The 22898-nt window shown below is 66.4% G+C and carries 19 protein-coding genes; 11 read left to right on the top strand and 8 right to left on the bottom strand.

Going from position 1 to position 22898, the window contains the following annotated elements:
* Positions 1–42: 42 nt before the first annotated feature.
* From SMD14_RS03165 to SMD14_RS03145, 5 genes are all read left to right on the top strand, one after another.
* Positions 43–1020, top strand: a complete 978-nt coding sequence (locus SMD14_RS03165) for a DUF6707 family protein (RefSeq protein WP_321215288.1) — start codon at positions 43–45, stop codon at positions 1018–1020.
* An 83-nt stretch (positions 1021–1103) separates the two neighbouring features.
* Complete coding sequence (locus SMD14_RS03160) at positions 1104–1832, top strand: SRPBCC domain-containing protein (protein WP_321215287.1); 729 nt, start codon at positions 1104–1106, stop codon at positions 1830–1832.
* Positions 1833–1878: 46 nt separating this feature from the next.
* On the top strand, positions 1879–3228 hold the full coding sequence (tgt, locus tag SMD14_RS03155; protein WP_370460446.1) for a tRNA guanosine(34) transglycosylase Tgt: 1350 nt from the start codon (positions 1879–1881) through the stop codon (positions 3226–3228).
* A gap of 42 nt (positions 3229–3270) precedes the next feature.
* Positions 3271–4020 (top strand): dienelactone hydrolase family protein, encoded by a 750-nt coding sequence (locus tag SMD14_RS03150; RefSeq protein WP_321215286.1) that lies wholly within the window; start codon positions 3271–3273, stop codon positions 4018–4020.
* Positions 4021–4157: 137 nt separating this feature from the next.
* Positions 4158–5030 carry a hydroxymethylpyrimidine/phosphomethylpyrimidine kinase gene (locus tag SMD14_RS03145; RefSeq protein WP_321215285.1) on the top strand — a complete coding sequence of 291 codons (873 nt, stop codon included), beginning with the start codon at positions 4158–4160 and terminating at the stop codon, positions 5028–5030.
* A gap of 151 nt (positions 5031–5181) precedes the next feature.
* On the opposite strand, the gene SMD14_RS03140 is transcribed toward SMD14_RS03145, so the two are convergent.
* Both SMD14_RS03140 and SMD14_RS03135 read right to left on the bottom strand, forming a co-directional pair.
* Positions 5182–6456, bottom strand: coding sequence for a serpin family protein (locus SMD14_RS03140; RefSeq protein WP_321216210.1), 1275 nt, complete (start codon positions 6454–6456; stop codon positions 5182–5184).
* Positions 6457–6809: 353 nt separating this feature from the next.
* Positions 6810–8204, bottom strand: coding sequence for an MFS transporter (locus SMD14_RS03135; protein ID WP_321215284.1), 1395 nt, complete (start codon positions 8202–8204; stop codon positions 6810–6812).
* A gap of 345 nt (positions 8205–8549) precedes the next feature.
* On the opposite strand from SMD14_RS03135, the gene SMD14_RS03130 reads away from it, so the two are divergent.
* Genes SMD14_RS03130 through SMD14_RS03120 form a run of 3 tightly spaced genes read left to right on the top strand, consistent with a single transcriptional unit; the run spans position 8550 to position 11669 of the window.
* Positions 8550–9218, top strand: a complete 669-nt coding sequence (locus tag SMD14_RS03130) for a response regulator transcription factor (RefSeq protein ID WP_321215283.1) — start codon at positions 8550–8552, stop codon at positions 9216–9218.
* Positions 9215–10666 carry a HAMP domain-containing sensor histidine kinase gene (locus SMD14_RS03125; RefSeq protein WP_321215282.1) on the top strand — a complete coding sequence of 484 codons (1452 nt, stop codon included), beginning with the start codon at positions 9215–9217 and terminating at the stop codon, positions 10664–10666. The genes SMD14_RS03130 and SMD14_RS03125 overlap by 4 nt, the downstream gene beginning before the upstream one ends.
* The gene (locus SMD14_RS03120) at positions 10659–11669 is read left to right on the top strand and encodes a TAXI family TRAP transporter solute-binding subunit (protein ID WP_321215281.1); all 1011 of its coding nucleotides are present in this window, start codon (positions 10659–10661) and stop codon (positions 11667–11669) included. The genes SMD14_RS03125 and SMD14_RS03120 overlap by 8 nt, the downstream gene beginning before the upstream one ends.
* Before the next feature lie 125 nt (positions 11670–11794).
* Here the strand turns inward: SMD14_RS03120 and SMD14_RS03115 are convergent, their stop codons facing one another.
* Positions 11795–13309, bottom strand: a complete 1515-nt coding sequence (locus SMD14_RS03115; RefSeq protein WP_157239277.1) for an XRE family transcriptional regulator — start codon at positions 13307–13309, stop codon at positions 11795–11797.
* Between the two features lie 149 nt (positions 13310–13458).
* On the opposite strand from SMD14_RS03115, the gene aceA reads away from it, so the two are divergent.
* Together aceA and aceB are read left to right on the top strand one after the other, a co-directional pair.
* Positions 13459–14802, top strand: coding sequence for an isocitrate lyase (gene aceA, locus SMD14_RS03110; RefSeq protein WP_104996733.1), 1344 nt, complete (start codon positions 13459–13461; stop codon positions 14800–14802).
* A 92-nt stretch (positions 14803–14894) separates the two neighbouring features.
* The gene (gene aceB, locus SMD14_RS03105) at positions 14895–16547 is read left to right on the top strand and encodes a malate synthase A (protein ID WP_321215280.1); all 1653 of its coding nucleotides are present in this window, start codon (positions 14895–14897) and stop codon (positions 16545–16547) included.
* A gap of 248 nt (positions 16548–16795) precedes the next feature.
* Here the strand turns inward: aceB and SMD14_RS03100 are convergent, their stop codons facing one another.
* Positions 16796–17989, bottom strand: coding sequence for an MFS transporter (locus SMD14_RS03100; protein ID WP_321215279.1), 1194 nt, complete (start codon positions 17987–17989; stop codon positions 16796–16798).
* Positions 17990–18130: 141 nt separating this feature from the next.
* Here SMD14_RS03100 and SMD14_RS03095 point away from each other — a divergent pair, with 141 nt between their 5' ends.
* On the top strand, positions 18131–19090 hold the full coding sequence (locus SMD14_RS03095) for a D-2-hydroxyacid dehydrogenase family protein (RefSeq protein ID WP_321215278.1): 960 nt from the start codon (positions 18131–18133) through the stop codon (positions 19088–19090).
* A gap of 86 nt (positions 19091–19176) precedes the next feature.
* Here the strand turns inward: SMD14_RS03095 and SMD14_RS03090 are convergent, their stop codons facing one another.
* The 4 genes from SMD14_RS03090 to SMD14_RS03075 are packed head-to-tail and all read right to left on the bottom strand — an operon-like array spanning position 19177 to position 22898.
* Positions 19177–19926 carry a ThuA domain-containing protein gene (locus tag SMD14_RS03090; RefSeq protein WP_321215277.1) on the bottom strand — a complete coding sequence of 250 codons (750 nt, stop codon included), beginning with the start codon at positions 19924–19926 and terminating at the stop codon, positions 19177–19179.
* Position 19927: 1 nt separating this feature from the next.
* Positions 19928–21022, bottom strand: coding sequence for a Gfo/Idh/MocA family oxidoreductase (locus SMD14_RS03085; protein ID WP_321215276.1), 1095 nt, complete (start codon positions 21020–21022; stop codon positions 19928–19930).
* 47 nt (positions 21023–21069) lie between these two features.
* A complete protein-coding gene (locus tag SMD14_RS03080; protein WP_321215275.1) occupies positions 21070–21966 on the bottom strand; it encodes a carbohydrate ABC transporter permease in 897 nt (298 codons plus the stop codon).
* Entirely contained in the window at positions 21966–22898 is a 933-nt protein-coding gene (locus SMD14_RS03075) for a carbohydrate ABC transporter permease (RefSeq protein WP_157239289.1), read from the bottom strand. Before SMD14_RS03075 ends, SMD14_RS03080 begins: the two co-directional genes overlap by 1 nt.

Genomic DNA, 22898 nt, shown 5'->3' with positions numbered 1-22898 from the left:
TGTAGACTGTAGGGCGGACCGCAAGAGAACTTAAGGACTCCCATGACCGAAACACCAGCCGCCCGTCACCATCTTGAACAGCAGGCTGGATCCCTGACCACCGGCAGCCACATTGTCCTGCCCGACGGCGGGCGGACAGCGGAGATACACCAGGTTGAGCTTGAACGGGACGATTTCGGGGCGCCCGCGATGGTCCTCGCCAGCCTGTCCGGTGGCGGTACCCTCCGCATCGCGGTGGGCACCACGGTCACGGTGCTGGCGGAGGGGTCCCCGGCAGCAGGAGACGTGCCGCAGGAGCAAGCCAAGCAGCCCGGCGAAGAGCCTGCCTCCGCTGCCGCCGTTCCCGCCGTCGTCGTACCTCCCCTCCCGCCGGTCCCGCCCGCGGTGACCGGTCCCAGCGAAGAGGACCTGGCACTGATTCCCGCACCTCAGGGCACTCCGGAATCAGTGGTGGAAGCCGCGGCCGAAACGCACCCTGACGCCCAGGGCGTGTTGCTGCTGGCGGACCGGCTGGCCAAGGGCGTCAACTTCAAGTCCGGCAGCTGCCTGAAGGACCTGAGCGACCTCGCCCACGAACTGTTCATCACCCTCAAGGATGCCGACGGTGCACTTGCCGTTGCCGACCTCCTCAATGTCCTGCCCTTCGACGGGAACCCGGGGCGGTGGGCGTCCGTGGAGGCATCCCTCGCTCTGTCCAGCTACATCTGCCGGCAGGACGGACAGGCGGAGCGGGCCGAGGTCTACGAAAAGCTGATCCGGACCCCGGAAAACCAGGAAACGGATCCGTTCAAGGCCAGGATGGCGGCGAAGGTCCGGCAGCGCTCGCTCAACGAGCCCAACCTGTACGACAAGGAAATCTTCCGCTCCATCGACAACTCCAACCACGACGCCGAGCGCGAATGGCGCCTCCTGCGGCTCGAATCCCTGCTGTTCCTGCGCGCCCACGGGGGCTCCGAAACCATCGGGGTGGGCGAACTCGAGCGACGGATCAGCAACGAGCTGGAAGCCGTCCGCTCCTGACGCTGCCCAACGCCCCGGACAGGGTGCCCGGTTAGGTAATTTGCCCCTTCCCGGCATCCGGCCGGAGTTGTACATTCGGGGCTATGACCAACAATCTGAGCGTAGTGATCAACGCCGACGCGCCGCAGGTCTGGACCATGCTGCGGGAACCGTCCAAAGTAGCCCAATGGCATGGCTGGCAGGCTGAAGACCTGGACGCCGAGATCAAGGAGATCTACTTCTCCGGTGACGTTGAGGAGTCGCCGGACCACACCAGCCTCACCGTTCACGGCGGGGACACTTTTGAACTTCACCCCGAGCCCAATGGAACCCGGGTCAGCGTGACCCGGGGAGCGATGGACCACGATTCCGAGTGGGCCGCCTGGGACGAGGACATCACGCAGGGCTGGCTCACGTTCCTCCAGCAGCTCCGCTTCGCCCTGGAACGCCACCCCCACGGCAAGCGCCACACCCTGTTCCTGCACCTGACGGAAGGTCAGGGCTCAGCGATCGAGAAGCTCGGCCTGGCGGATTTGCCGGCACCGGGTGAAAGCTACCAGCTGACATTGGGGACCGGCGAGAAGATCAGCGGAAAGGTCTGGTACCGGACCAGCCACCAGGTGGGTGTCACGGTGCACGACTACGCGGAACACGGTGAGGGACTCCTGGTGGTGGCCGACCATCCCGCCATCAAGGACGTGCGCGAAGAGGGCGAAGGGTCCCTGGTCATCGCCTCCACCTACGACCTTGGCGCCGCAAGGCTGGATGCCATCCGCTCATCCTGGGATGCCTGGCGGGCCGAGCACTACCCCGCATCGGAACCGGTCAGCTGACCGGCCCGGTTGCCGGGACGGGGCTGGTTGCTGGCAGACTTGTACGGTGCCAGCCAACCCTGCCCCAGCTCCACACCCTGCCGACGCCCCGTTTGAACCGGGGCCGCGCACTGCCGGCGATGAAGCACGGTCACGGCAGTCGGAGTTTTCCTTCCGGGTAGGCACGCGCCTGGCCGAGAGCTGCCCACCGTCCGCCCCGCAGGAGGCGTCCAACGGGGGCCGGTTCCTGGGACGTACCGGCACCATCTCCACGCCCCACGGCACGATCCAGACCCCGGCGTTCATTGCCGTGGGAACCAAGGCCACGGTCAAATCCGTGCTGCCCGAGGCCATGGCGGACCTGGGGGCGCAGGCGCTGCTGGCCAACGCCTACCACCTGTACCTGCAGCCCGGTGCGGACATCCTGGACGAGGCCGGCGGCCTGGGCGCGTTCATGAACTGGCCGGGGCCCACGTTCACGGACTCGGGCGGATTCCAGGTGATGAGCCTCGGCTCGGGGTTCAAGAAGGTCATCGACATGAAGACTGTTGCCGCCGCCGGCGCGCCCGGACCGGACGACGCGGTGGCCCCCGGCAAGGAGCGCCTGGCCCATATTGACGACGACGGCGTGTGGTTCAAGAGCCACCTCAACGGCGACCGGCACAGGTTCTCCCCCGAAATCTCCATGCAGGTCCAGCACCGGATCGGAGCGGACATCATGTTCGCCTTCGATGAGCTCACCACCCTGCAGAACTCGCGCGGCTACCAGGAGGAGTCCCTGGAGCGCACCCGGCTGTGGGCGCTGCGCTGCCTTGAGGAGCACTTCCGGCTGACCTCCTCCCGGGCAGGCAAACCGTACCAGGCCCTGTTCGGCGTGATCCAGGGCGCGCAGTACGAGGACCTGCGCCGGAAGGCGTGCCGGGACCTGGGCGCCATGCCGTTCGACGGTTTCGGGATCGGCGGGGCGCTGGAGAAGGAAAACCTGGGCACGATTGTCCGGTGGTGCAACGAGGAGCTGCCCGAGGACAAGCCCCGGCACCTGCTGGGCATCTCCGAACCGGACGACATCTTCACGGCCATCGAGAACGGCGCGGACACCTTCGACTGCGTCTCCCCCACCCGGGTGGCCCGCAACTCCGCGTTCTATACGCCGACCGGCCGGTACAACCTCTCCGGCGCCAAGTACAAGCGGGACTTTGGCCCGCTCCAGGACGGCTGCGACTGCTACGCGTGCACCAACTACTCCCGGGCCTACATCCATCACCTGTACAAGGCCAAGGAGATGGTGTCCGCCACGCTGATCTCCATCCACAACGAGCGGTTCGTGGTGAAAATGGTGGACGACGCCCGCCTGGCCATCGAGGACGGCACCTTCTTCGACTTCAAAGCCGACACCCTGGCGCGGTACTACGGGTAGCCAGCACGCCGCCGTCGGAATTGCGTCCGATATCCTGACCCCATGCTCATTGAAATCCCAGCCGCGGAAGGCACCGCGGAAGCCTTGGTGGCCCGTCCGTCCGGCGGCGGCGGGCCGTTCCCCGGCGTGATCCTGTACATGGACGCCTTCGGCCTGCGCCCGCGCATCGAGGACATGGCGCAGCGCGTTGCCGGCTGGGGGTACGTTGTCCTGGCCCCGAACGTCTTCTACCGGGACGGGACTGTTGCCGAGCTTGCCCCGAAGGGGGACATGACCACCCCGGAGGGCAGGCAGGCAGCCGGCCAGGCGGCGTTCCCGCGGATTGGCCGGCTCACCGCGGACAGGGCGCTGGCGGACATCGATGCCTGGGTTTCGGCGCTCAGGGCGCTCGACGGCGTTGCGCCGGGTCCCATCGGCACCTTCGGCTACTGCATGGGGGCCAGGCTCGCGGTGCGCACCGCAACATCCCACCCGGAGGCGGTGGCGGCATGCGGCGGCTTCCACGGCGGCGGGCTGGCCACGGATGAACCGGACAGCCCGCACCTGCGGCTCGGAACGGCCAGAGCCGAGTTCGTGTTCGGCCACGCGGACCACGACCGGAGCATGGACGCCCAGGCCGTGGCCCGGCTGGGGAAAGCCCTGAAGGCTGCAGGACTTAAGGCATCCAACGAGGTCTACCGCGGAGCATCCCACGGCTACTCCATGGCGGACACCTCGGCCTTCCACGAAGGAGTCACGGAACGGCACTTCCGGGAGCTGCGCGCCCTGCTCGACCGGACGCTGAAGGGCTGAGGCCACCCCGCTTCTTTACCCTGATCACCAGGGACGTCGCGGCGCCGTAGGGACGCGGGTATGTTCGCACCAAGCGGCCTGTCGTCGCTGTACAGCGGCACAAAGACGCGGCCGACGGCGGATGGCAGGATGGTGCCATGACTTCCGTTTCCGTTGCCGCACCCCAGCCCGTCACAGCTCCCGCAGTCGTCCTGACCATCGCAGGCTCCGAAGCAACCGGCGGCGCCGGCGCCCAGGCGGACCTGAAAACCTTCCAGGAACTCGGCGTCTTTGGCATCGCCAACCTCACGTGCATCGTTTCGTTCAACCCGAACGACAGCTGGAACCACCGGTTCGTACCGGTGGACCAGCAGGTGATCGCGGACCAACTGGAGGCGACGACGGCCGCGTACGGTCCGTCGTCGTCCGCTCCTTCGGAGCCCGGACGTCCGGTGCTGGACACGGTGAAGATCGGCATGCTGGGCAGTCCCGCCACCATCGCCACAGTCGCTGATGCCCTGGCCGCCGGCCGGTTCGAAAACGTGGTCCTGGACCCGGTGCTGATCTGCAAGGGCCAGGAGCCCGGGCACGCCCTGGACACGGACCAGGCGCTGAAGGCGCAGATCCTTCCGCTGGCCACCTTTGTCACGCCGAACCACTTCGAGGCCGAGTCGCTGTCCGGCCTGGATATCACGGACGTAGAGTCCCTCAAGGCCGCCGCCATCCGCATCTATGAGCTCAGCGGCGCCGCCGTGCTCGCCAAGGGCGGGGTGCGGCTGGAAGGCCCGGACGCCGTCGACGTCTTCTATGACGGCGAGACCCTTGAGGTCCTCAGCGCGCCCAAGGTGGGTGAGGTGGCGGTTTCCGGTGCCGGCTGCTCGCTGGCGGCGGCTGTGACGGCGGAACTCGCCAAGGGCGCCACGCCGCTGGAGGCTGCCCGGACGGCCAAGGAATTCGTCACGGCGGGCATCCGCAACCGCGTGGCGTCAGGCGCCCCGTTCGATGCCCTGTGGCAGGGCGGAGCCCGCTAACCGCCAGCCCACCCCGGACCCTCTCTCACTTAATGCGCGTTTTTCCGGAACCCTCTTGCACCTAGTGCGTGAGGGTTCAGGATTTTCCCGCATTAGCTGATAGAGCGTCTGAGGCCGGGGACGGTGGAGAGGGCAGGCCCGGGGCGCGCGCTCACCTGGGATCGGCCACGGTTCCCATAAACAGCGGCAGTCCGGTTTCAACGTGGACGATCTGGTAGTGGAACGGCCGGTCGAACTCGATGGTCCGCTCAGGCTGCGGCGGGGCGCTGGTGGCCATTCCGTTGATCTGGGTCACCGCGGCGGCAATGGTGCCCTTTTCGGCCACGGTGATGTTGGCAGCCTGGGCGGCCTGGGTGATCATCATCTGCGGCTGGATGTTGTTGAAGTCCTCCGTGGTGCCGAGCATGTTCTCCAGTCCCAGCGCCCCGAAGACCTTGCGGAGGTCAAAACTGGACCTGTGGTCCCAGCGCGGCAGCTGGATCTGGACTGATTCGGGCCGGGCAATATCGAACGTGTCCGCGATTTCCGTCAGTTTCTCCGCGTCGAAGGCCGCTCGGGCGCGACTGTCACGGGAAGCGGCCGTGCCGTCGGGAGCGGCCGTCTCCGCGGGCAGGACCAGCCGCATGACGAAACCGTCGGCGTAGGGAAGGTCCACACCCTGCCAGCCGGCACCTTCCGCATATTTCATCGTGAGTTCGTTGTGCATGGCAGGCACCGCGATTTCCTCGCCCGCGGCTGTCGTGAACGGCAGGTCGGAGGTGGCGTTCGGATCGAACGGTGCGCTCCAGGCGGCGGCGAAGTACAGCGAGTTGAGCAGGCTGAAGGTATTGTCGGGGTCGTATTCCGCCGGGGCCTCCTTGATCCGGCCGCCGGTGTTCCTGCTCACCCACGCATCTATGGCGGGCTTCGTTGCTTCTTCGTCGCTGAAATCCACGGGATACACCCCCGATCCATAGTGCCGGGCCAGTGTGTCCAGGAAGGACCGCCCGGTAGGCACGTCCTTGTCGACGAAAAGCCCGTTGGCGGAGTGCATGACCGGTTTCCGCGGCGGGTTGTCCTCATCCACTGCGCCGGGGTCGCCATCGAACTTTTCCAGCGAGCGGAGGACCGAGTTCATGGCCTCGTCGCGCTTCTCAAGGGGGAATTGCAGGACGCTGTCCATCTCGGCCGCGGTCCCGCCGGTGGCACCCGCGCGCAGCATGGCGAGGGCAATCAGCAGGCTCCCGGGCGAGGACACGACGTTCCCGTTGGCGCCGTCGCCGCCGTCGGCCAGCAGCGCCTCGCCGAGGACGAACGCGGAAGCCCGGAAGGAGCGCAGCTCAGCGGCGTAGTCCGCGCGGTCCACCGAAACCCGCTCGACGCCGTCGGCCGTGAGGAGTTCCGGGGCCGGCGGCCGGGCCGGCGCCGCACACCCCGCCAGTCCCATCAAGGCACCCAGCGCAATTATCCGCTGAAAACGAAACACCTCTGTTGCCTCCCCTGGCATGCCAAAGGCGGGAATCCGCCTCCTCCCAGTGAAACAGCGACGGCGGCGCGTGACGATGCCGGCAGGGTCACGCTTTGCATTCGTTTTGGTCTCGCTCGGCTCGCGGGACCGCGCCGGACCCTCTCTCACTTAACGGTGGAAAACCCGGGACCCTCTCTCACTTTCCTGAAGAAAGTGAGAGAGGGTCGAAGGAAAATCCACATCAAGTGATAGAGCGTCGTGGCGTGGCGGGCGGACGACGGCGGGCGGGGACCCGCCGTCGTACTTCCTTGCTGCAGGTGCGCCTCCGGGAGCTAGACGCCCAGCAGGTCCTTGTCCTTGTCGCCGTCCTTGCGCTCCTGCACCCACGCGTGGCCCTGCTCTTGGTCCAGGTGGGTTGCCTTCTTGTTCTTCAGCGCAAAGATGTACACCAGCAGCGAGAGGGCAATGGCCACGGTGACGTAGGTGAAGAACAGGTCAACCCGCTCGGCCTTCTGGAAGGCTGCGCCGATGAGTGGAACGGTCCCGCCGAACAGCGAGTTGGCGATCGCGTAACCCAGGCCGACGCCAAGGGCACGGATCGAGGCCGGGAACAGTTCGGCTTTCACCAGTGCGTTGATGGAGGTGTAGCCGCCCACGATCACCAGGCCACCCATCATCAGCAGGAAGGCGGTAAAGGGATCCTTGGTGTTGGACAGGGTGGAGAGCAGCGGCCAGGTGAACAGGACGCCGGTGATGCCGAACCACAGGAGCAGCGGCTTGCGGCCCACCTTGTCCGAAATCATGCCGTACACGGGCTGCAGGAGCATGAAGATGAACAGCGCCCAGAAGTTGATCACCGAGGTGTCGGTCTTGGCGATGCCGGAGGTATCGTTCATGAACTTCAGGATGAAGTTGGTGTAGGTGTAGAAGGCCACGGTGCCGCCGAGCGTGACACCGATGCAGACCAGCAGCGGCTTCCAATACTGCGTGAACAGCAGCTTCATGGTGCCGGGCTGGGCAACTCCCGCTTCGGCCGGGGTCCTTGCAGCCTGCACCTGCTCCTCCGAAACGGTCTCTTCCATAGAGCGCCGGAGCCAGAGGACCACAAGCGCCGCGACGCCGCCCAGCGCGAACGGGATCCGCCAGCCCCACTCCGTGAGGTCATCCTTGGGCATGGCATTTTGCAGGATCACCAGGACCAGCAGGGCCAGCATCTGGCCGCCGATCAGGGTGACGTACTGGAAGCTGGAGAAGAAGCCGCGCCGCCTGGACGTGGCAGCCTCGGACATGTAGGTGGCACTGGTGCCGTACTCGCCGCCCACGGAGAAGCCCTGGACCAGGCGGATCAGGATCAGCAGGATCAATGCCCAGACGCCCACCTGCTCGGTGGTGGGCAGGACGGCGATGGCGAATGACCCCGCGGACATCAGGGTCACGCTGAGGGTCAGCGCTGCCTTGCGGCCGTTGCGGTCCGCGTACCGGCCGAAGAACCAGGCGCCGATGGGCCGCATGAGGAACGACGTCGAGAAGACGGCCATCGCTTCCAGGCCCGCCTGGAGGTCGTCCTTCGAGTTGAAGAAGTGGGACTGGAAGTAGGCGGCGAAGACCGTGTAGACGTACAGGTCATACCACTCCACCAGGTTGCCGGCAGAGCCCTTGAGGATGTTGCTGACCGCCCGTCGGGTCTCGGCCGACTCACTCACTGCCGCGGTTTGCTGGGTGCTCATCGCTGAACCTTCCTTGGCTGCGCGGCCCCGGCTATGCGCCCTGGCCCGACTTTCGTGCTGTCCATGGCAGCATTGCTCATGGTTCCTCCTCGACGTTGAACGTCCCCTGGAAGCCCGGGGACCCCACCAAAGCTATTGGTGAGCCAGCGCACAGCCCAAGCGAAAACCGAATTCCTAACACTTCCTTAGGTTTTCCCCGCGGGCAGCGGGTCCAAGGCCGCGGTGCCGGGCAGTGCGACCGCCCCGGGCCGGGCGGAAAACAAGCGAACGGGGTAACCTCCAAAGGCGGGCAGGGGAAATCGCGCCCCTGAAAACGGAAGCCGCCCAACGGAACAGGAACTGGCAATGGATGTGCTGATCGTCGAGGACGACGACGCCATGGCATCCGCCCTCGGGGCGGCCGTGGTTTCCGCCGGGCATGCGTCGGCCAGGGTTTCCCGGGGCGCCGACGCACTCCTGGAGCACCGGCGCTTCGGCGTGATCCTGCTGGACCTGGGACTTCCCGGCATGGACGGCCTCGAGGTGCTCCGGAAGCTTCGGCAGGTCACGGACGTTCCCATCCTGATCCTCACTGCGCGCGACGACGAACGGAGCGTGGTCCTTGGCCTCCGTTCCGGGGCCGATGACTACCTCGTCAAGCCCGTAAAGCTCGTGGAGCTCCTGGCCCGGATCGAAGCCGTCACCCGGCGGGCGGGCCGCGCTCCCGGCAACACGCAGCGGCGGATCGTGCTGGGGGAACTCGAGGTGGACCTCGAACGCCGCCTGGCAGTCCTCGGCGCACAGGTACTCCCCCTGACCGCCACGGAATTCGACCTGCTGGCCCTACTGGCCAGCCATGCAGGGTCAGTAGTGACCCGCGAACAGATCCTGGACGCACTGTGGGGCGATGCGTTCCTGGCCTCCTCGCGGTCACTTGACGTGCACCTGACCGGGCTGAGGTCCAAACTGCAGCTGCCGGGGTTCATCATCAACGTCCGCGGGGTCGGCTATAGGGTCGAGGCGGACCCTACGTGAAGCTCCGTGTCCTCGGGATCCTGAGCATCCTTTCCGTCCTCCTGGTGCTCATCGCGTCCAATGCCCTCCTGGCCTCCGCCAGCCGGGAACTCACGCAGGAACTCCAGATCAACCGGGCCACTGCCCTAAACAGGCTGGCGCAGGTTGCGTTCGACGCCGGCACTGAGGGAGGTGATTCCACCCAGTTGCAGGCCGAAATGGACAGGTACTCGGAGCTCTACGCCGAAGGAGTCCTGGTCCGGCTCCAGCAGGGCACCCTGCGCTCCGGCGGCCTGAGCGAGGACCGGGCAGACGTGCGGAATGCCTTGGCCAGGGCCAGCCTGAACCTCAGTGACACCACACTGGCGCCGCTTCAGCCGTTCGGCACGGGCTCCGAGGTGATTTCCCGCTCGTTTGGAAGCGCCAGCCAGGTACTCGGAGCAGCGGTCCTGGAAGTCAACCAGGACGCTGCCCGGCAGAAACTCCGCGAACGCTGGCTCGGCGTCGGACTGGCCGCGGCTGCACTCATGGCGATGCTCCTCATCGGCGCGTCCCGGGTGACCCGCTGGGTGCTGCGCCCTGTCCACCGGCTCAATGCCGCCGTCGCCGAACTGGAAACCACCGGCCGGAGCAGCCGGCTGCCGGAGGAAGGGCCGCCCGAGCTGAGGGCGCTGAGCCGTTCCTTCACTGCGATGGCGCAAAGCGTCAGCGACAGCATCGAAGCGCAGCGCCAGCTCATTGCGGACACCTCCCATGAACTGCGCAACCCTGTTGGTGCGCTCCGGCTGCGCGTCGACTTGCTCCAGCTGGAATTGAAGACCGCCCGGGAAAAGGCAGCTGCATCCGCCGTCGAGACTGAGCTCGAGAGGGTCGAGGAGATCCTTGACGGCGTCCTCAAACTCGCCGCCGCCGAACACCGGGCCTTCGAGGATTCCGCCGGCACACCCGGCGGCGCGCCTTCGCGGCGAGATCGGGGGCCCATTGATCCAGTCCCTGTCCTGCAGGAAGAGGCCGAACGTGCAGGACCTGCCGCGCGACGTGCCGGCGCCTCCATCCATTTCGACAGAACGTCCGGGCAGCCTGCCCTGATTGCCTGCGACGCGGGGGACCTTGCGCAGATGGCCGGGGAACTGCTGAACAATGCGGTCAAATATGCCGGCCGCGCCCGGATATCGGTTGCCGTCCGTAACCTCGGCGCCACCGTGGTGATCGAAGTGTCCGACGACGGGCCCGGGCTCTCGTCCGAGGAAAGGGCATCTGCCACCCAGCGGTTTTGGCGTTCACCGAAGCACCGGGACGTGCGCGGAAACGGCCTGGGCATGACCATCGTCGAAAAGCTGGCCGCGGCCAATGGTGGACGCCTGCTGCTCCGCGAGGCGCACCCGCACGGCCTGGCGGCGTTCCTGGAGTTTCCCCGGGTCCCCAAAAGCGGTCCGGACGCCACGGGGCAGGTGGCTCCGCATGCCTGACTTTCGCTTCAGACCGCCGTCGAGACGCGAAGTCCTCAGGGCCGGTGCTGCCGCAGGGCTCGCGGGACTGCTGCCACCGGCGCTGGCGGCCTGCACCCCGGCGGACAGCCCCGACGCCGTTACCGTTGCGGGCGGCGAACCGGGCGGCTTCTACCTGGAGTTCGCCACCCTGCTTGCCGCGTCCCTGCAGCGCCATGGGGTGGCCCGGCAGGCCACGGCCCTGACCACGGGGGGCAGCCTGGACAACCTCGGACAGCTCCTTGCCGGGAAAGCCACGTTCGCCGTCGCCCTCGCTGATGCCGCCGCGCAGAGGGAAGCAGGGAAGAACACGTCCGACGCCGGCATTACGGCTCTCGGGCGGGTGTACGAAAACTACGTCCATTGCGTGGTCCGGAAGGCCAGCGGGATCCGGGGCATCGGGGAGCTGGCCGGCAGGACGGTGGCTGTGGGCGAGCCGGGTTCGGGGACGTCCCTCACCACTCCCCGCCTCCTTGAGGCCGCGGGGCTTGGTTCCGTCGCTGCCGGCGGGGCCGGAGCTGCCGGGCAAGCCGTCACCGTCCTGAACCTGGGCCTCAATGACGGCCTCGCGGCACTGCGTGCGGGGTCAGTGGACGCCCTGTTCTGGTCCGGGGGCGTTCCCACGGCCGCCATCTCTGCTGCCCATGACGACGTGGGTCTTAACTTCCTCGATCTTTCCCTGTTGTTGCCGGCGCTGCGGTCCAGGTACGGCGTCTTTTATGACCGGGTCCTGATCCCGGCGGGCGCCTACGGGGGCGTCCCTGCCGTCTGGACAGTGGGGGTGACCAACCTGCTGCTGTGCCGGAGCGACCTGGACGCCCGCACCGTGAAAAGAACCGTGGAACTGCTGGTGGGCCATGCGGAGGAGCTCATCCCCCGCTCGAGCCTGGGAGTTCAGTTCCTGAGCCCGGATTCCCTGATCAACACGGCCGGCATTCCGTTGCACCCGGCAGCGGCGGACGCTTACCGCGAGCTGCACGGGTGACCCGATCCTCTCTCACTTAATGCTGGAAAACCCGGGACGCTCGCTCACTTTGAACTGGTCCACTTTCCTGAAGAGAGTGATAGAGCGTCCGAGGGAAATCCACATCAAGTGAGAGAGCGTCCGGGTCACGTTCCCGAGTGCGCCTGAAGGAAGCTGTACACCTCGGTTTCGTCGACGCCGGGGAAGGCGCCGGGCGGCATGGCCGCCAGCAGGTGCGAATGGGCCCGGGCGGAGGGCCAGGCGTTGCCGGCCCACTGCGAGGCGAGCTCGGCCGGCGGCCGTTTGCAGCAGTTCGGGTCGGGGCAGGTGGACTTGGCCCGCGCGGTGGTTTCCCGTCCGCGGAACCATTTAACGTGCTGGTACGGCACGCCGATGCTGAGCGAAAACTCGCCGCTGGCTGAACGTTCGGTGCGGGCGGTGCACCAGTACGTCCCGGATGGCGTGTCGGTGTACTGGCTGTAGGCGCTGAACTTGTCCGGAACGTCGAACACTGCGCGGGAAGTCCAGGCCTTGCACGACGGCTGGCCCTCGATGGCGCCGGTGTGGTCCTGCGGGAACGCCACGCCGTCGTTCTCGTATGCCTTGTAGATGATTCCGCTCTGGTGCGTTTTCTGGAAATGGGTGGTGATGCCCAGGTGCTGCGTGGCAAGGTTCGTGAACCGGTGGGCTGCCGTTTCATAGGACACGGCAAAAGCGTCCCTGATGTCCTCGACGGCGATTTCCTTGGCGGCCTTCGCCTTCTGCAGGAATTCCAGGGTTGCCTTTTCCGGCAGCAGGAGCGCTGCGGCAAAATAGTTCGTTGCCACGCGCTGGGCCAGGAAGTCGCCGTAGTTCTTCGGGGTTTCGTGTCCCAGCACGTAGTGGCCCAGGGCCTGCAGCAGGACCGACCGGGGGTCGTGGTCCTGGCGCTGGTTCTGGGTCAGGTAAATTCTGCGGTTCTTCAAATCGGTCACGGAACGGGTGGAATGCGGCAGGTCACCCACGTGGTGCAGGGTGAATCCGAGGTTCTCGGCGATGTCCGCGATGACGTGCTGGCTGAGCGGACCGGTGGTGTAGCCAACGCCTTTGAGGACCTTCTGCGCCTCGGCCTCGTACTCCGGAAAATAGTTGCCGCGCTCGCGCATCATTGCCCGCAGTTCACCGTTCGCCCGGCGCGCTTCCTCGGGGGTGGCCACCTGCTCGTTCATCTTGCGCTCCAGCTCATGCAGCAGCCCCACCTGGGCCTCCAGCACGTCCATCGGAAGCCGCGAGCTGATGCGGATTTTGGGCAGGTCCAGCGTCTCGTAGAGCGGACTGCGCTGGTAGCGTTCGAGCTCGATCTCCAAGGCGGCCCGGCGGCTGGGAGGCTCGGCACCGAGCAGCTGGTCGATGCTGACGTTGAGGGCGGACGCCAAGTGCTGCAGGAGCCCGAGCTTCGGTTCCCGCTTGCCGTTCTCGATCAGGCTCAACTGGCTGGGCGCAGTACCGACGGCGGCGCTGAGGTTGTCGAGCGTCAGTCCAGCCTGCTTGCGCAGGTGGCGCACGCGGCGGCCAAGGCTGATGACGTCCAGTCCGGCAGACGCGGCGGACGGGGTGGGCGGCGCGGCTTCGCGGTTCCAGCTTCCAGGCGACATTTCTAAAGAATACGTGAAGAAGTGCATTTCTTTCCATCATTTATCTCTAGTAAGCCTCTTGGAAGTGCGGAAAAGTAAGTGTCACGGAAAGAAACACCGCACCGGAAAAGCCGGTGGGAACCTCAACGGCGAGGTTCCCACCTACCCCATCCGGAGCTCAATCAAGGAGATCAACGATGACTGCAGCATTTGAGCCCACCCAGCAGACGCCCGGCCAGGACGCAGAATCGCAGGCCGCCGCCCTGGAGCTCGAGTGGGCCGCCAACCCCCGCTGGGAAGGTGTGACCAGGGACTACTCAGCCTCCGACGTCGTCCGCCTCCGCGGCCGCGTCTCCGAGGAGCACACCCTGGCCCGCCGCGGTTCGGAGAAGCTGTGGAAGCAGCTCACCGAGGAGCACAAGACCGGCGGCTACACCAACGCGCTCGGCGCGTTGACCGGCAACCAGGCCGTGCAGCAGGTCAAGGCCGGGTTGCGGGCCATCTACCTTTCCGGCTGGCAGGTCGCAGCCGACGCGAACAACTCCGGCCACACCTACCCGGACCAGTCGCTTTACCCGGCCAACTCGGTCCCGACGGTGGTGCGCCGGATCAACAACGCCCTGCTCCGGGCCGACCAGATCGAGTTCTCCGAGGGCATCCGGACGGTCGAGGACTGGCTGGTCCCGATCGTTGCGGACGCTGAGGCCGGTTTCGGCGGCCCGCTGAACGCCTACGAGCTGATGAAGTCCATGATCCAGGCCGGCGCCGCGGGTGTTCACTGGGAGGACCAGCTCGCCTCGGAAAAGAAGTGCGGCCACCTCGGCGGCAAGGTCCTGATCCCGACCCAGCAGCACGTCCGCACCCTGAACGCGGCCCGCCTCGCCGCGGACGTCGCCGGCACCCCGTCGGTGGTCATTGCCCGCACCGACGCCGAGGCCGCCACCCTGATCACCTCCGACGTCGACGAACGCGACCAGGAATTCATCCTCCGCGAGGGCGGACAGCCGGTCCGCACCCCGGAAGGCTTCTACAAGGTCCGCAACGGCATCGAACCCTGCATCGCCCGCGCCAAGGCCTACGCCCCGTACTCGGACCTGATCTGGATGGAAACCGGCACCCCGGACCTGGAACTGGCCCGCACGTTCGCCGAGGCCGTCAAGGCCGAGTTCCCCGACCAGATGCTCTCCTACAACTGCTCGCCGTCGTTCAACTGGCGCAAGCACCTGGACGACGCCACGATCGCGAAGTTCCAGCGTGAACTCGGCGCCATGGGCTTCACGTTCCAGTTCATCACCCTGGCCGGCTTCCACGCCCTGAACTACTCGATGTTCGACCTCGCCCACGGCTACGCCCGGGAAGGGATGAGCGCCTACGTCGAGCTCCAGGAGAAGGAATTCGCCTCCGAATCCCGCGGCTACACCGCAACCAAGCACCAGCGCGAAGTCGGCACCGGCTACTTCGACGACATCGCCACCGCGCTCAACCCGAACGCATCCACCCTCGCCCTGGTCGGATCGACCGAAGAGGGCCAGTTCCACTAAATCTTTCCCAAGTAAGTAGCAGTAGGTGTCGTTTTGAAGGCTCAAAACGACACCTACTGCTACCCAGATGGGCCTTGCACCAGGAGACTGAAATGAACAGCTTCACCGACTCTTTTACGATCAATGGCATCACCCTGACCGCCCAGCCGATCTGCCGGCAGAACGAGGTGCTCACCCCGGACGCCCTGGCGTTCGTGGCCAGGCTGCACCGGGCGACGGCGGCCCGGCGGCAGGAACTGCTGCAGGCCCGCCGGACCCGGCGGGCGGAGATCGCTGCCGGGCAGGACCCTAGGTTCCTCCGCGAAACCGAGCACATCCGCAACGACCCCTCCTGGCGCGTCGCTCCCCCCGCCCCCGGCCTGGAGGACCGCCGCGTGGAAATCACCGGACCGGTGGACCAGAAGATGACCATCAACGCCCTGAACTCCGGGGCCAAGGTCTGGCTCGCTGACATGGAAGACTCCTCCACCCCCACCTGGCGCAACGTCATCAAGGGCCAGCTGAACCTCACCGACGCCCTGGAACGCCGCATCGACTTCACCACCCCCGAAGGCAAGGAATACAAACTCCGCCCCGCCGGCGACCTGCCCACCATCGTGGTCCGCCCCCGCGGCTGGCACCTGCCCGAAAAGCACATGCTCATCGACGGCGAACCCGTCGCCGGCGGCATCGTGGACTTCGGCCTGTTCTTCTTCCACAACGCCCGCCGCCTCCTCGCCCAGGGCAAAGGCCCGTACTTCTACCTGCCCAAGATCGAGAACCACCTCGAAGCCCGGCTCTGGAACGACATCTTCATCCTCGCCCAGGACCTCCTCGGCATCCCCCAGGGCACCATCCGCGCCACCGTGCTCATCGAAACCATCACCGCCGCCTTCGAAATGGAGGAAATCCTCTACGAACTGCGCGACCACGCCGCCGGACTCAACGCCGGCCGCTGGGACTACATCTTCTCCCTCATCAAGAACTTCCGCACCCGCGGCCCCCGCTTCGTCCTCCCCGACCGCAGCCAGGTCACCATGACCCAGCCTTTCATGCGCGCCTACACCGAACAACTGGTCCGCGCCTGCCACAAACGCGGCGCCATGGCCATCGGCGGCATGGCCGCAGCCGTCCCCAACCGCAAAGACCCCGAAGCGAACACCAACGCCCTCGAAAAAGTCCGCGCGGACAAGACCCGCGAAGCCAACGACGGCTTCGACGGCTCCTGGGTGGCCCACCCCGACCTCGTACCCGTCTGCCGCGACGTGTTCGACACCATCCTCGGTGACAAGCCCAACCAGCTGGAGAAGCTCCGCGAGGACATCACCCCCGACGACGCCGCCCTCATCAACGTCGCCGCGACCACCGGCACCATCACCGAACAAGGCATCCGGAACAACATCGAAGTAGGCATCCGCTACATCGAATCCTGGCTCCGCGGCAACGGCGCAGTAGCCATCCACAACCTCATGGAAGACGCCGCCACCGCCGAAATCTCCCGCTCCCAGCTCTGGCAATGGATCTACGCCCGCGCCATCACCGACCACGGCGAAATCATCACCCACCACTGGATCGAGGAACTCCTCGACGAGGAATTCGCCCGGCTCGAACGCTTCGACGGCGACCGCTTCGAAGACGCCCGCGACATCTTCGAAGAAGTCACCCTGGCCCAGGACTTCCCGTCCTTCCTCACCCTCCCCGCCTACGCCCGCTACCTCACCGAAGCCCGCGAAAAAGCCACCGCCGAAGAACTCGCGGCAGCGTAGGTTCGAACAAGACTTCCGTCCGCCGGGCCGGCACGCCCTCCGCAACAGGCACCTCCGAAAGCCGGAGGGCCGGCCCGGCGACGGAGCACCTCCCTTACGTTTCCCGATCGCTCTCTCACTTGATGCGGGAAACCCCGGATCGCTCTCTCACTTTTCTTAGGAAAGTGAGAGAGCGATTCACTATTTCCCGCGTTAAGTGAGAGAGCGTCGGAAGGCACGGAGAGCTTACGACGACGGCGCCGCTCGCCTCAGCGGTTCTTCGGCACCTTCCGCACGGAAAGGGTGGTGGTGAGGAAGAACGTCAGCACCGACGCCAGGATCAACAGCATGGGCACGGTCCAGGAACCGGTCAGCCCGTGCAGGTACCCCAGCAGCGGAGGAGCGGCCGCACCGATTGCATAACCGGCGCCTTGGACGACGGCGGACATCTTCCCTGCCGACGCCTGGTCCCGCGCGATCTTGATGATGGCGATGAAGATCAACGTGATGCCGCCACCCTGGGCTACGCCGCCCAGGGAGCACCAAAGCCACCACCATTCGGGGGCCAGCAGCAGGCCCAAGGGGACCGTCAGCCACATCAGGCCAAGGGCCACGGCCACCGTAGTCGTACGGGCAAACCGCGCCGCCAGTGGCACACCCAGGCTGCCGGCGATCGCGAGGATCTGGAACAGCGAGGATCCGGCACCGGCCGCGGCAGGGGCCATTCCCAGCTCGTCGGCCAGGATCTTCGGCAGCCAGGCGGTTACCCCGTAATAGGAGAAGGCCTGTCCAGCGAAGCCGGCCGTCAGGCCGGCCGTGGTCCACCGCGCACCGTCGACCGGCGGCAACCGCGTGCCCTTGCCGTCGTCGGGGGCAATGAAGAAGGCGCGGCGCACGCCCACGGCGAGGGTCCAGAAAACTACCGCCACCACCGCCAGGACGGCAACCGATCCCAGCGCGAACCGCCAGCCGGCCAGGCTGGCCAGCGGTGCCGTGGCCACCGAGGTCAGGAACGAGCCGATGTTCAACGCCGCGGTGTAGATGCCCATCGCGGTCCCCTGCCGGGCCCGCCCGAAATCGCGGCGGATGATCAGCGGCACCGCGATGTTGCCCACCGTGATGGCCAGGCCAATCAGCACCGTCCCGGCCACAACCAGCACGGGCCCTCCCGCCGAACGCACCAGGACGCCGGCCAGCACGCCGAGGATGGTCAGCGTCACCGCGAACTCGGCACCGAATTTCCTCGCGGCCAGGGAGGCCAGCGGAGCGGCAAGGGAGAAGCACAGCACCGGGATGCTGGTCAGGAGCCCCAACACGACCGGCGAGAAGTTGAGTTCCGCCTGCATCAGGTCCACTACGGGGGCGACCGCCACAAAAGGGCCCCGCAGGTTCAGGGCCAGCAGGCCTATGCAGGCCAGCAGGATCCAGCTGTTGGGAATCCGGGCGAGGATCCGGCCGTTCACGGGGCCAGGAACCGGTTTGGGGGTGGTTTCATCACTCCCATTGCTATCACGCCGGAAGTGGCAGGGCTTCCAGGAAAGGCCAGGACCCGCTGCCTTACGATGAACATCACGCCAAGGTTACCCGGGACGAAGGACAATGCCATGAAGCACCGCCTCGCCATCCTCGACGACTACCAGGGCGTGGCCCATGGTTTTGCCGACTGGGCTGCCCTGGAAGCCGAGGGCGTCGCCACCATGACCTTCCGTGAACCCTTCGCCTCGCCGGAGGCCCTGGTGTCCGCGCTGGCGGATGTGACCATGGTGGTGGCCATGCGCGAGCGGACCGCCTTTCCGCGGGAGGTGCTGGAAAAACTTCCAAATCTCCAGCTCCTGGTGACCACCGGCATGGCGAATGCCGCCGTGGATGTGGCCGCCGCTGCCGAGCAGGGCATCACCGTTTGCGGCACACCGGGCTCGCCCGCCGCCGCCCCCGAACTGACGTGGGCCCTGCTGCTGGCCCTCGCCAGGAACCTGCCGGCCGAAGAGAACTCCCTGCGTGCAGGCTCCTGGCAGACCACCGTTGGCTTCGAGCTGGCCGGTAAGACCCTGGGCGTGGTGGGCCTTGGCAAGATTGGCCGACGGATCGCGGCGTACGGGCAGGCCTTTGGAATGGAGGTCCTGGCCTGGAGCCAGAACCTGACGGCCGCGGCAGCGGAGGAGGCCGGCGCCCGCCTGGTGTCCAAGAAGGAACTCTTCCGCCTCTCGGATGTTGCCACGCTCCACCTGCGGCTCTCCGAACGCTCCGAAAACATTGTGGCCGAGCCGGAACTCCGTCTGCTGGGACCTGAGGGCATCCTGGTGAATACCGCCCGGGGGCCCCTGGTCAACCAGGACGCCCTGCTGAAGGCCCTCGCCGAAGGCTGGATCCGCGGGGCGGCGCTGGATGTGTTCGACCAGGAACCGCTGCAGGCGGGGCACCCTCTGCTCGCGGCGCCCAACACCGTGTTGTCTCCGCACCTCGGCTACGTCACACGGGAAAGCTACCGACAGTTCTACGGCGGGGCTTTCGAGGACGTCACGGCCTGGCTGGCGGGCGCGCCTGTCCGCACGCTCACGCCTTAGCCCCCGCGCCCCGGGGACGGAAACGACGACGGCGGCCCGGCCATCTAAAGGCAACCGGTCCGCCGTCGGACTTCTTTGGCAGTGCCTCAGGCGTCCCCGAGGTACCAGCCGCGCCGGGCGTTAGCCACCCCGGGTTGCTCGCGGAAGACGTCCGGCTGGGCGGCCCAGCGGACGCCGTTGGCCAGCACCTGCCGGATTTCAGCCTGGTGGTAAACCGGGTAGTCCTGGTCGCCGGGGCTGAAATAGAAAATCCGGCCCTTGCCGCGGGTGAAGGTCACGCCGGAGCGGAACACCTCGCCGCCTTCAAAGGAGCTGATGAAGATGAGGTCGTCCGGGTCCGGAATGTCAAAGAGTTCGCCGTACATCTCCTGTTTGGGAATGATCAGCGGATTGGGAACGCCCTGCGCGATGGGGTGGGACGGTTTGACCGTCCACACTGTCTCGCGTTCACCGTCGTTGCGCCACTTGAGCGAGCAGGTGGTGCCCAGGAGCCGGGTGAAGATCTTGGCGAAGTGGCCGGAGTGGAGGACCAACAGGCCCATTCCGCCCAGGACGTGGCGCTGCACCCGATCCACGACGTCGTCACTGACCTCGGCGTGGGCTTTGTGTCCCCACCACAGGAGGACGTCCGTTCCCGCCAGCACCTCCTCGCTGAGTCCGTGCTCGGGGTCCGCAAGGGTTGCGGTGGCCACCTGCGAATCCGGCAGGTGTCCGCGCAGGCCCGCGGCAATGGCGCCGTGGATCCCGTCCGGGTACATCTCCGCCATGGAGGCTGGCGTATTCTGCGCCTCGTGGACGCCCTCGTTCCAGACCAGGATGTTGAGTTTGTCCGTCATGTCAGAGCGCAACTTCCCGGTGTTCGAGTGCGGACCGGTAGCAGGCGTCCAGGACCAGGGCCCGGCTGAGGGCCACCGAGCCGTCATGCGCGCCCCACGCCTCCGGGCCGCCGCGGACGGCGTTGACGAAGTCCTCGACGACGGCGTCGTGGGCGCGGCCGGGCTCAGCCACCACCTCGTAGTCGGCGTTTTCGCCGTCCTTCTCCTTGAAGATCCTCAGGTCCGCAACCGGTGCCATCGAAGCGCCTACAGCGCGCAGTTCGGCGCCGCCGTCGGTCCCGTACACGGTGAAGTCCAGGAGGTCCTTCTCTTCGCGGTAGGCCGCCCAGCCCGCCTCGAGGATGAGCGTGCCGCCGCCTTCGAGCCGGATGAACGCGGTGGCGAAATCCTCCACCTCGAATTTGTGGCTGGACTTCATCGCCGAGTAGCGGGCGTTGCCGCCCAGCCCGCGCGGGCCCAGTTCGGAGTGGGTGGCGGCGGAGACGGACAGGACCTTGGGTTCCCCCAGCAGGTGCAGGGAGTAGTCCAGTACGTGCACGCCGATGTCGGCCAGCGGACCGCCGCCGGCCAGCTCCGGATTGGTGAACCAGCTGCCCAGCATGGGGATGCCGGAGCGCCGGAGCCACGAGGCCTTAGCGTAGTACGGCCGGCCGAGCTCACCGTCGTCGATGATGCCCTTCAGCTTCTGGATGTCGCCGCGGCGGCGGTGGTTGAAGGCGACGTCCAGCACGCGGCCGGCCTTGCGTGCGGCGTCCACCATCGCCTGGCCTTCGACGCCGTTGCGAGCCAGCGGCTTTTCGCTCAGGACGTGCAGCCCCTTTTCCAAAGCCGCGATGGCGATGGGTGCGTGCAGGAAGGTGGGCACGGCCACGCTGACGGCGTCCAGCCCCTCCATGTCGATCAGGTCCTCCCAGCGGGCGAACGTGTGCGGGATGCCGTACTCGTCCTTCAGGTTGGCCAGGAGGTCCGCCTCCATGGCAGCGACCGCTACGAGTTCCACGCCATCCATGCCCTTGTAGGCCTTGATGTGCTGCTGACCGGCCCATCCGATGCCAACCACCCCCACCTTCAGGGTTTCCGGCTGCTGATTGCTCACAGGTAGATCCTTCTCTTTTTTCGTGCGATGGAAATGGGGTTGGGAAGTCAGCCCTTGACGGCCCCGGCGGTCATGCCCGAGACAATCCTCTTCTGGCAGACCAGGACCAGGATGACAAGGGGCAGTGTGATCAGGACGGACGCGGCGCTGATGGTGCCCATGGGCTGGTCGAACTCGCTGGCACCGTTGAAGAAGGCAATGGCAACCGGGACCGGGCGCGCGTCCGGCGACGTCGTCAGCGTGACGGCCAGGAGGAACTCGTTCCAGACGGAGATGAACACCAGGATGGCCGTGGTGGCCAGGCCCGGCACCGCAAGCGGCAGGATCACCTTTCGGAAAGCCTGGAAAGGGGAAGCTCCGTCCATGTACGCGGATTCCTCCAGCTCCCGCGGGATTTCCCGGAAGAAGGACGTCAGGGTGTAAATGGCCAGCGGCAGAGCGAAGGTCATCTTGGGGATGATGAGGCCGACGAGGGTGTCGTAGAGCCCGATCTCCCGCCAGATCGCGAACATGGGCGCCGCGATGGCGATCGCCGGAAAAGTGGTCACGGACAGGATCAGCGTCAGGATCAGCGCCTTCCGGCGCATCTTGAGCCGGGCCAGGGCGTAAGCGGCAAAGGATGCGAACACCAGCGCCAGCGTGGTGGTGACGACGGCGATAATCACCGAGTTCCGCAGCGCCAGCAGGAATTCGGCGTTCTGGAGGACCGTCAGGTAGTTATCCAGCGAGGGTTCGGCGGGGAACAGTTCCCCCTTGCCCAGGCTGGCGCCTTTCTTCAGGGACGTATTGACCAGCCAGTAGAACGGAACCAGCGAGAAGGCCATGACGGCCAGGACGAAGAGCCACGTCAGCGGGTGAAGTTTGGCTTCCCCCCGCAAACGTCGGCGAGGTGCCTTGGACCGGGCCGACGTATCGGCGGGACGGTCGGCAAGCAGGGTACCCATCAGTTCTCCTTGGCGACGGCGCGGATGTTGCTGCCTGCGAAGCGGATATAGACCATGGAGACCACCATGACCGTCAGGAACGTCAGGATGGACAGCGCTGAGCCCTCACCCACCAGTCGGTTTTCCCGCAGCTCCTTGTAGGCAAGCATCGACATTGATTCGGTACCGTTGGCGCCGCGGGTCAGGACGAACGGCAGGTCGAAGACGCGCAGGGAATCCATAGTGCGGAAGATCGCCGCCAGGACAATCGCGGGCTTCAGCAGGGGCAGGGTGACATCCCGGAAGGTCTGCCATTTGCTGGCGCCGTCCAGTTCAGCCGCCTCGTAGGTCTCATCCGGAATGACCTGCAGGCCGGCCAGGATGATGAGCGCCGCGAAGGGAGTGGTCTTCCAGACGTCAGCCAGGACAACCACGGCCATGGCGTAGCCAGGTTCACCCAGCCAGACGATGTCGCCGGCGGGCAGGCCCAGGGCGGAAAGGACCGTGGTCACCAGCCCCAGGTTTGGTTCGAACATGGTCTCCCAGGTGATGGCGCTGACCACTGTGACGATCGCGTACGGCAGCAGCACGATGGTGCGGAGCAGCGCACGGCCCCGGAAGGCAAGGTTCAGCAGCAGGGCCATGGCCGTTCCCAGCACCAGTTCCAGCGACACCGAGAGCCCGGCGAAGAGGAAGGTCTGGCCGAAGGCCGCCCACCATTCCTTGCTCGCCAATGCCGCGATGTAGTTATCGAGGCCGACGAAGCGGGACAGGCCGGCCTGGCGGACGCTGTACTGGTTCAGCGAGAGCCACAGTGCGTAGCCGATGGGCACAGCGGCCACCAGGGCCATCAGGATGAGGGACGGTGCCGTCATCCTGATGGCCAGGCGGCGTTCCGCCCGGTCGTGGCCGCTCACGCGGCCACGACCGGAAGTCAGGACAGGGGGTGCCAT

Origin of the sequence: Pseudarthrobacter oxydans (assembly GCF_034258515.1) — a bacterium.
GTDB lineage: Bacteria > Actinomycetota > Actinomycetes > Actinomycetales > Micrococcaceae > Arthrobacter.
The sequence above is the reverse complement of the archived record's forward strand: the minus strand, read 5'-3'. Positions and strand labels throughout refer to the sequence as shown.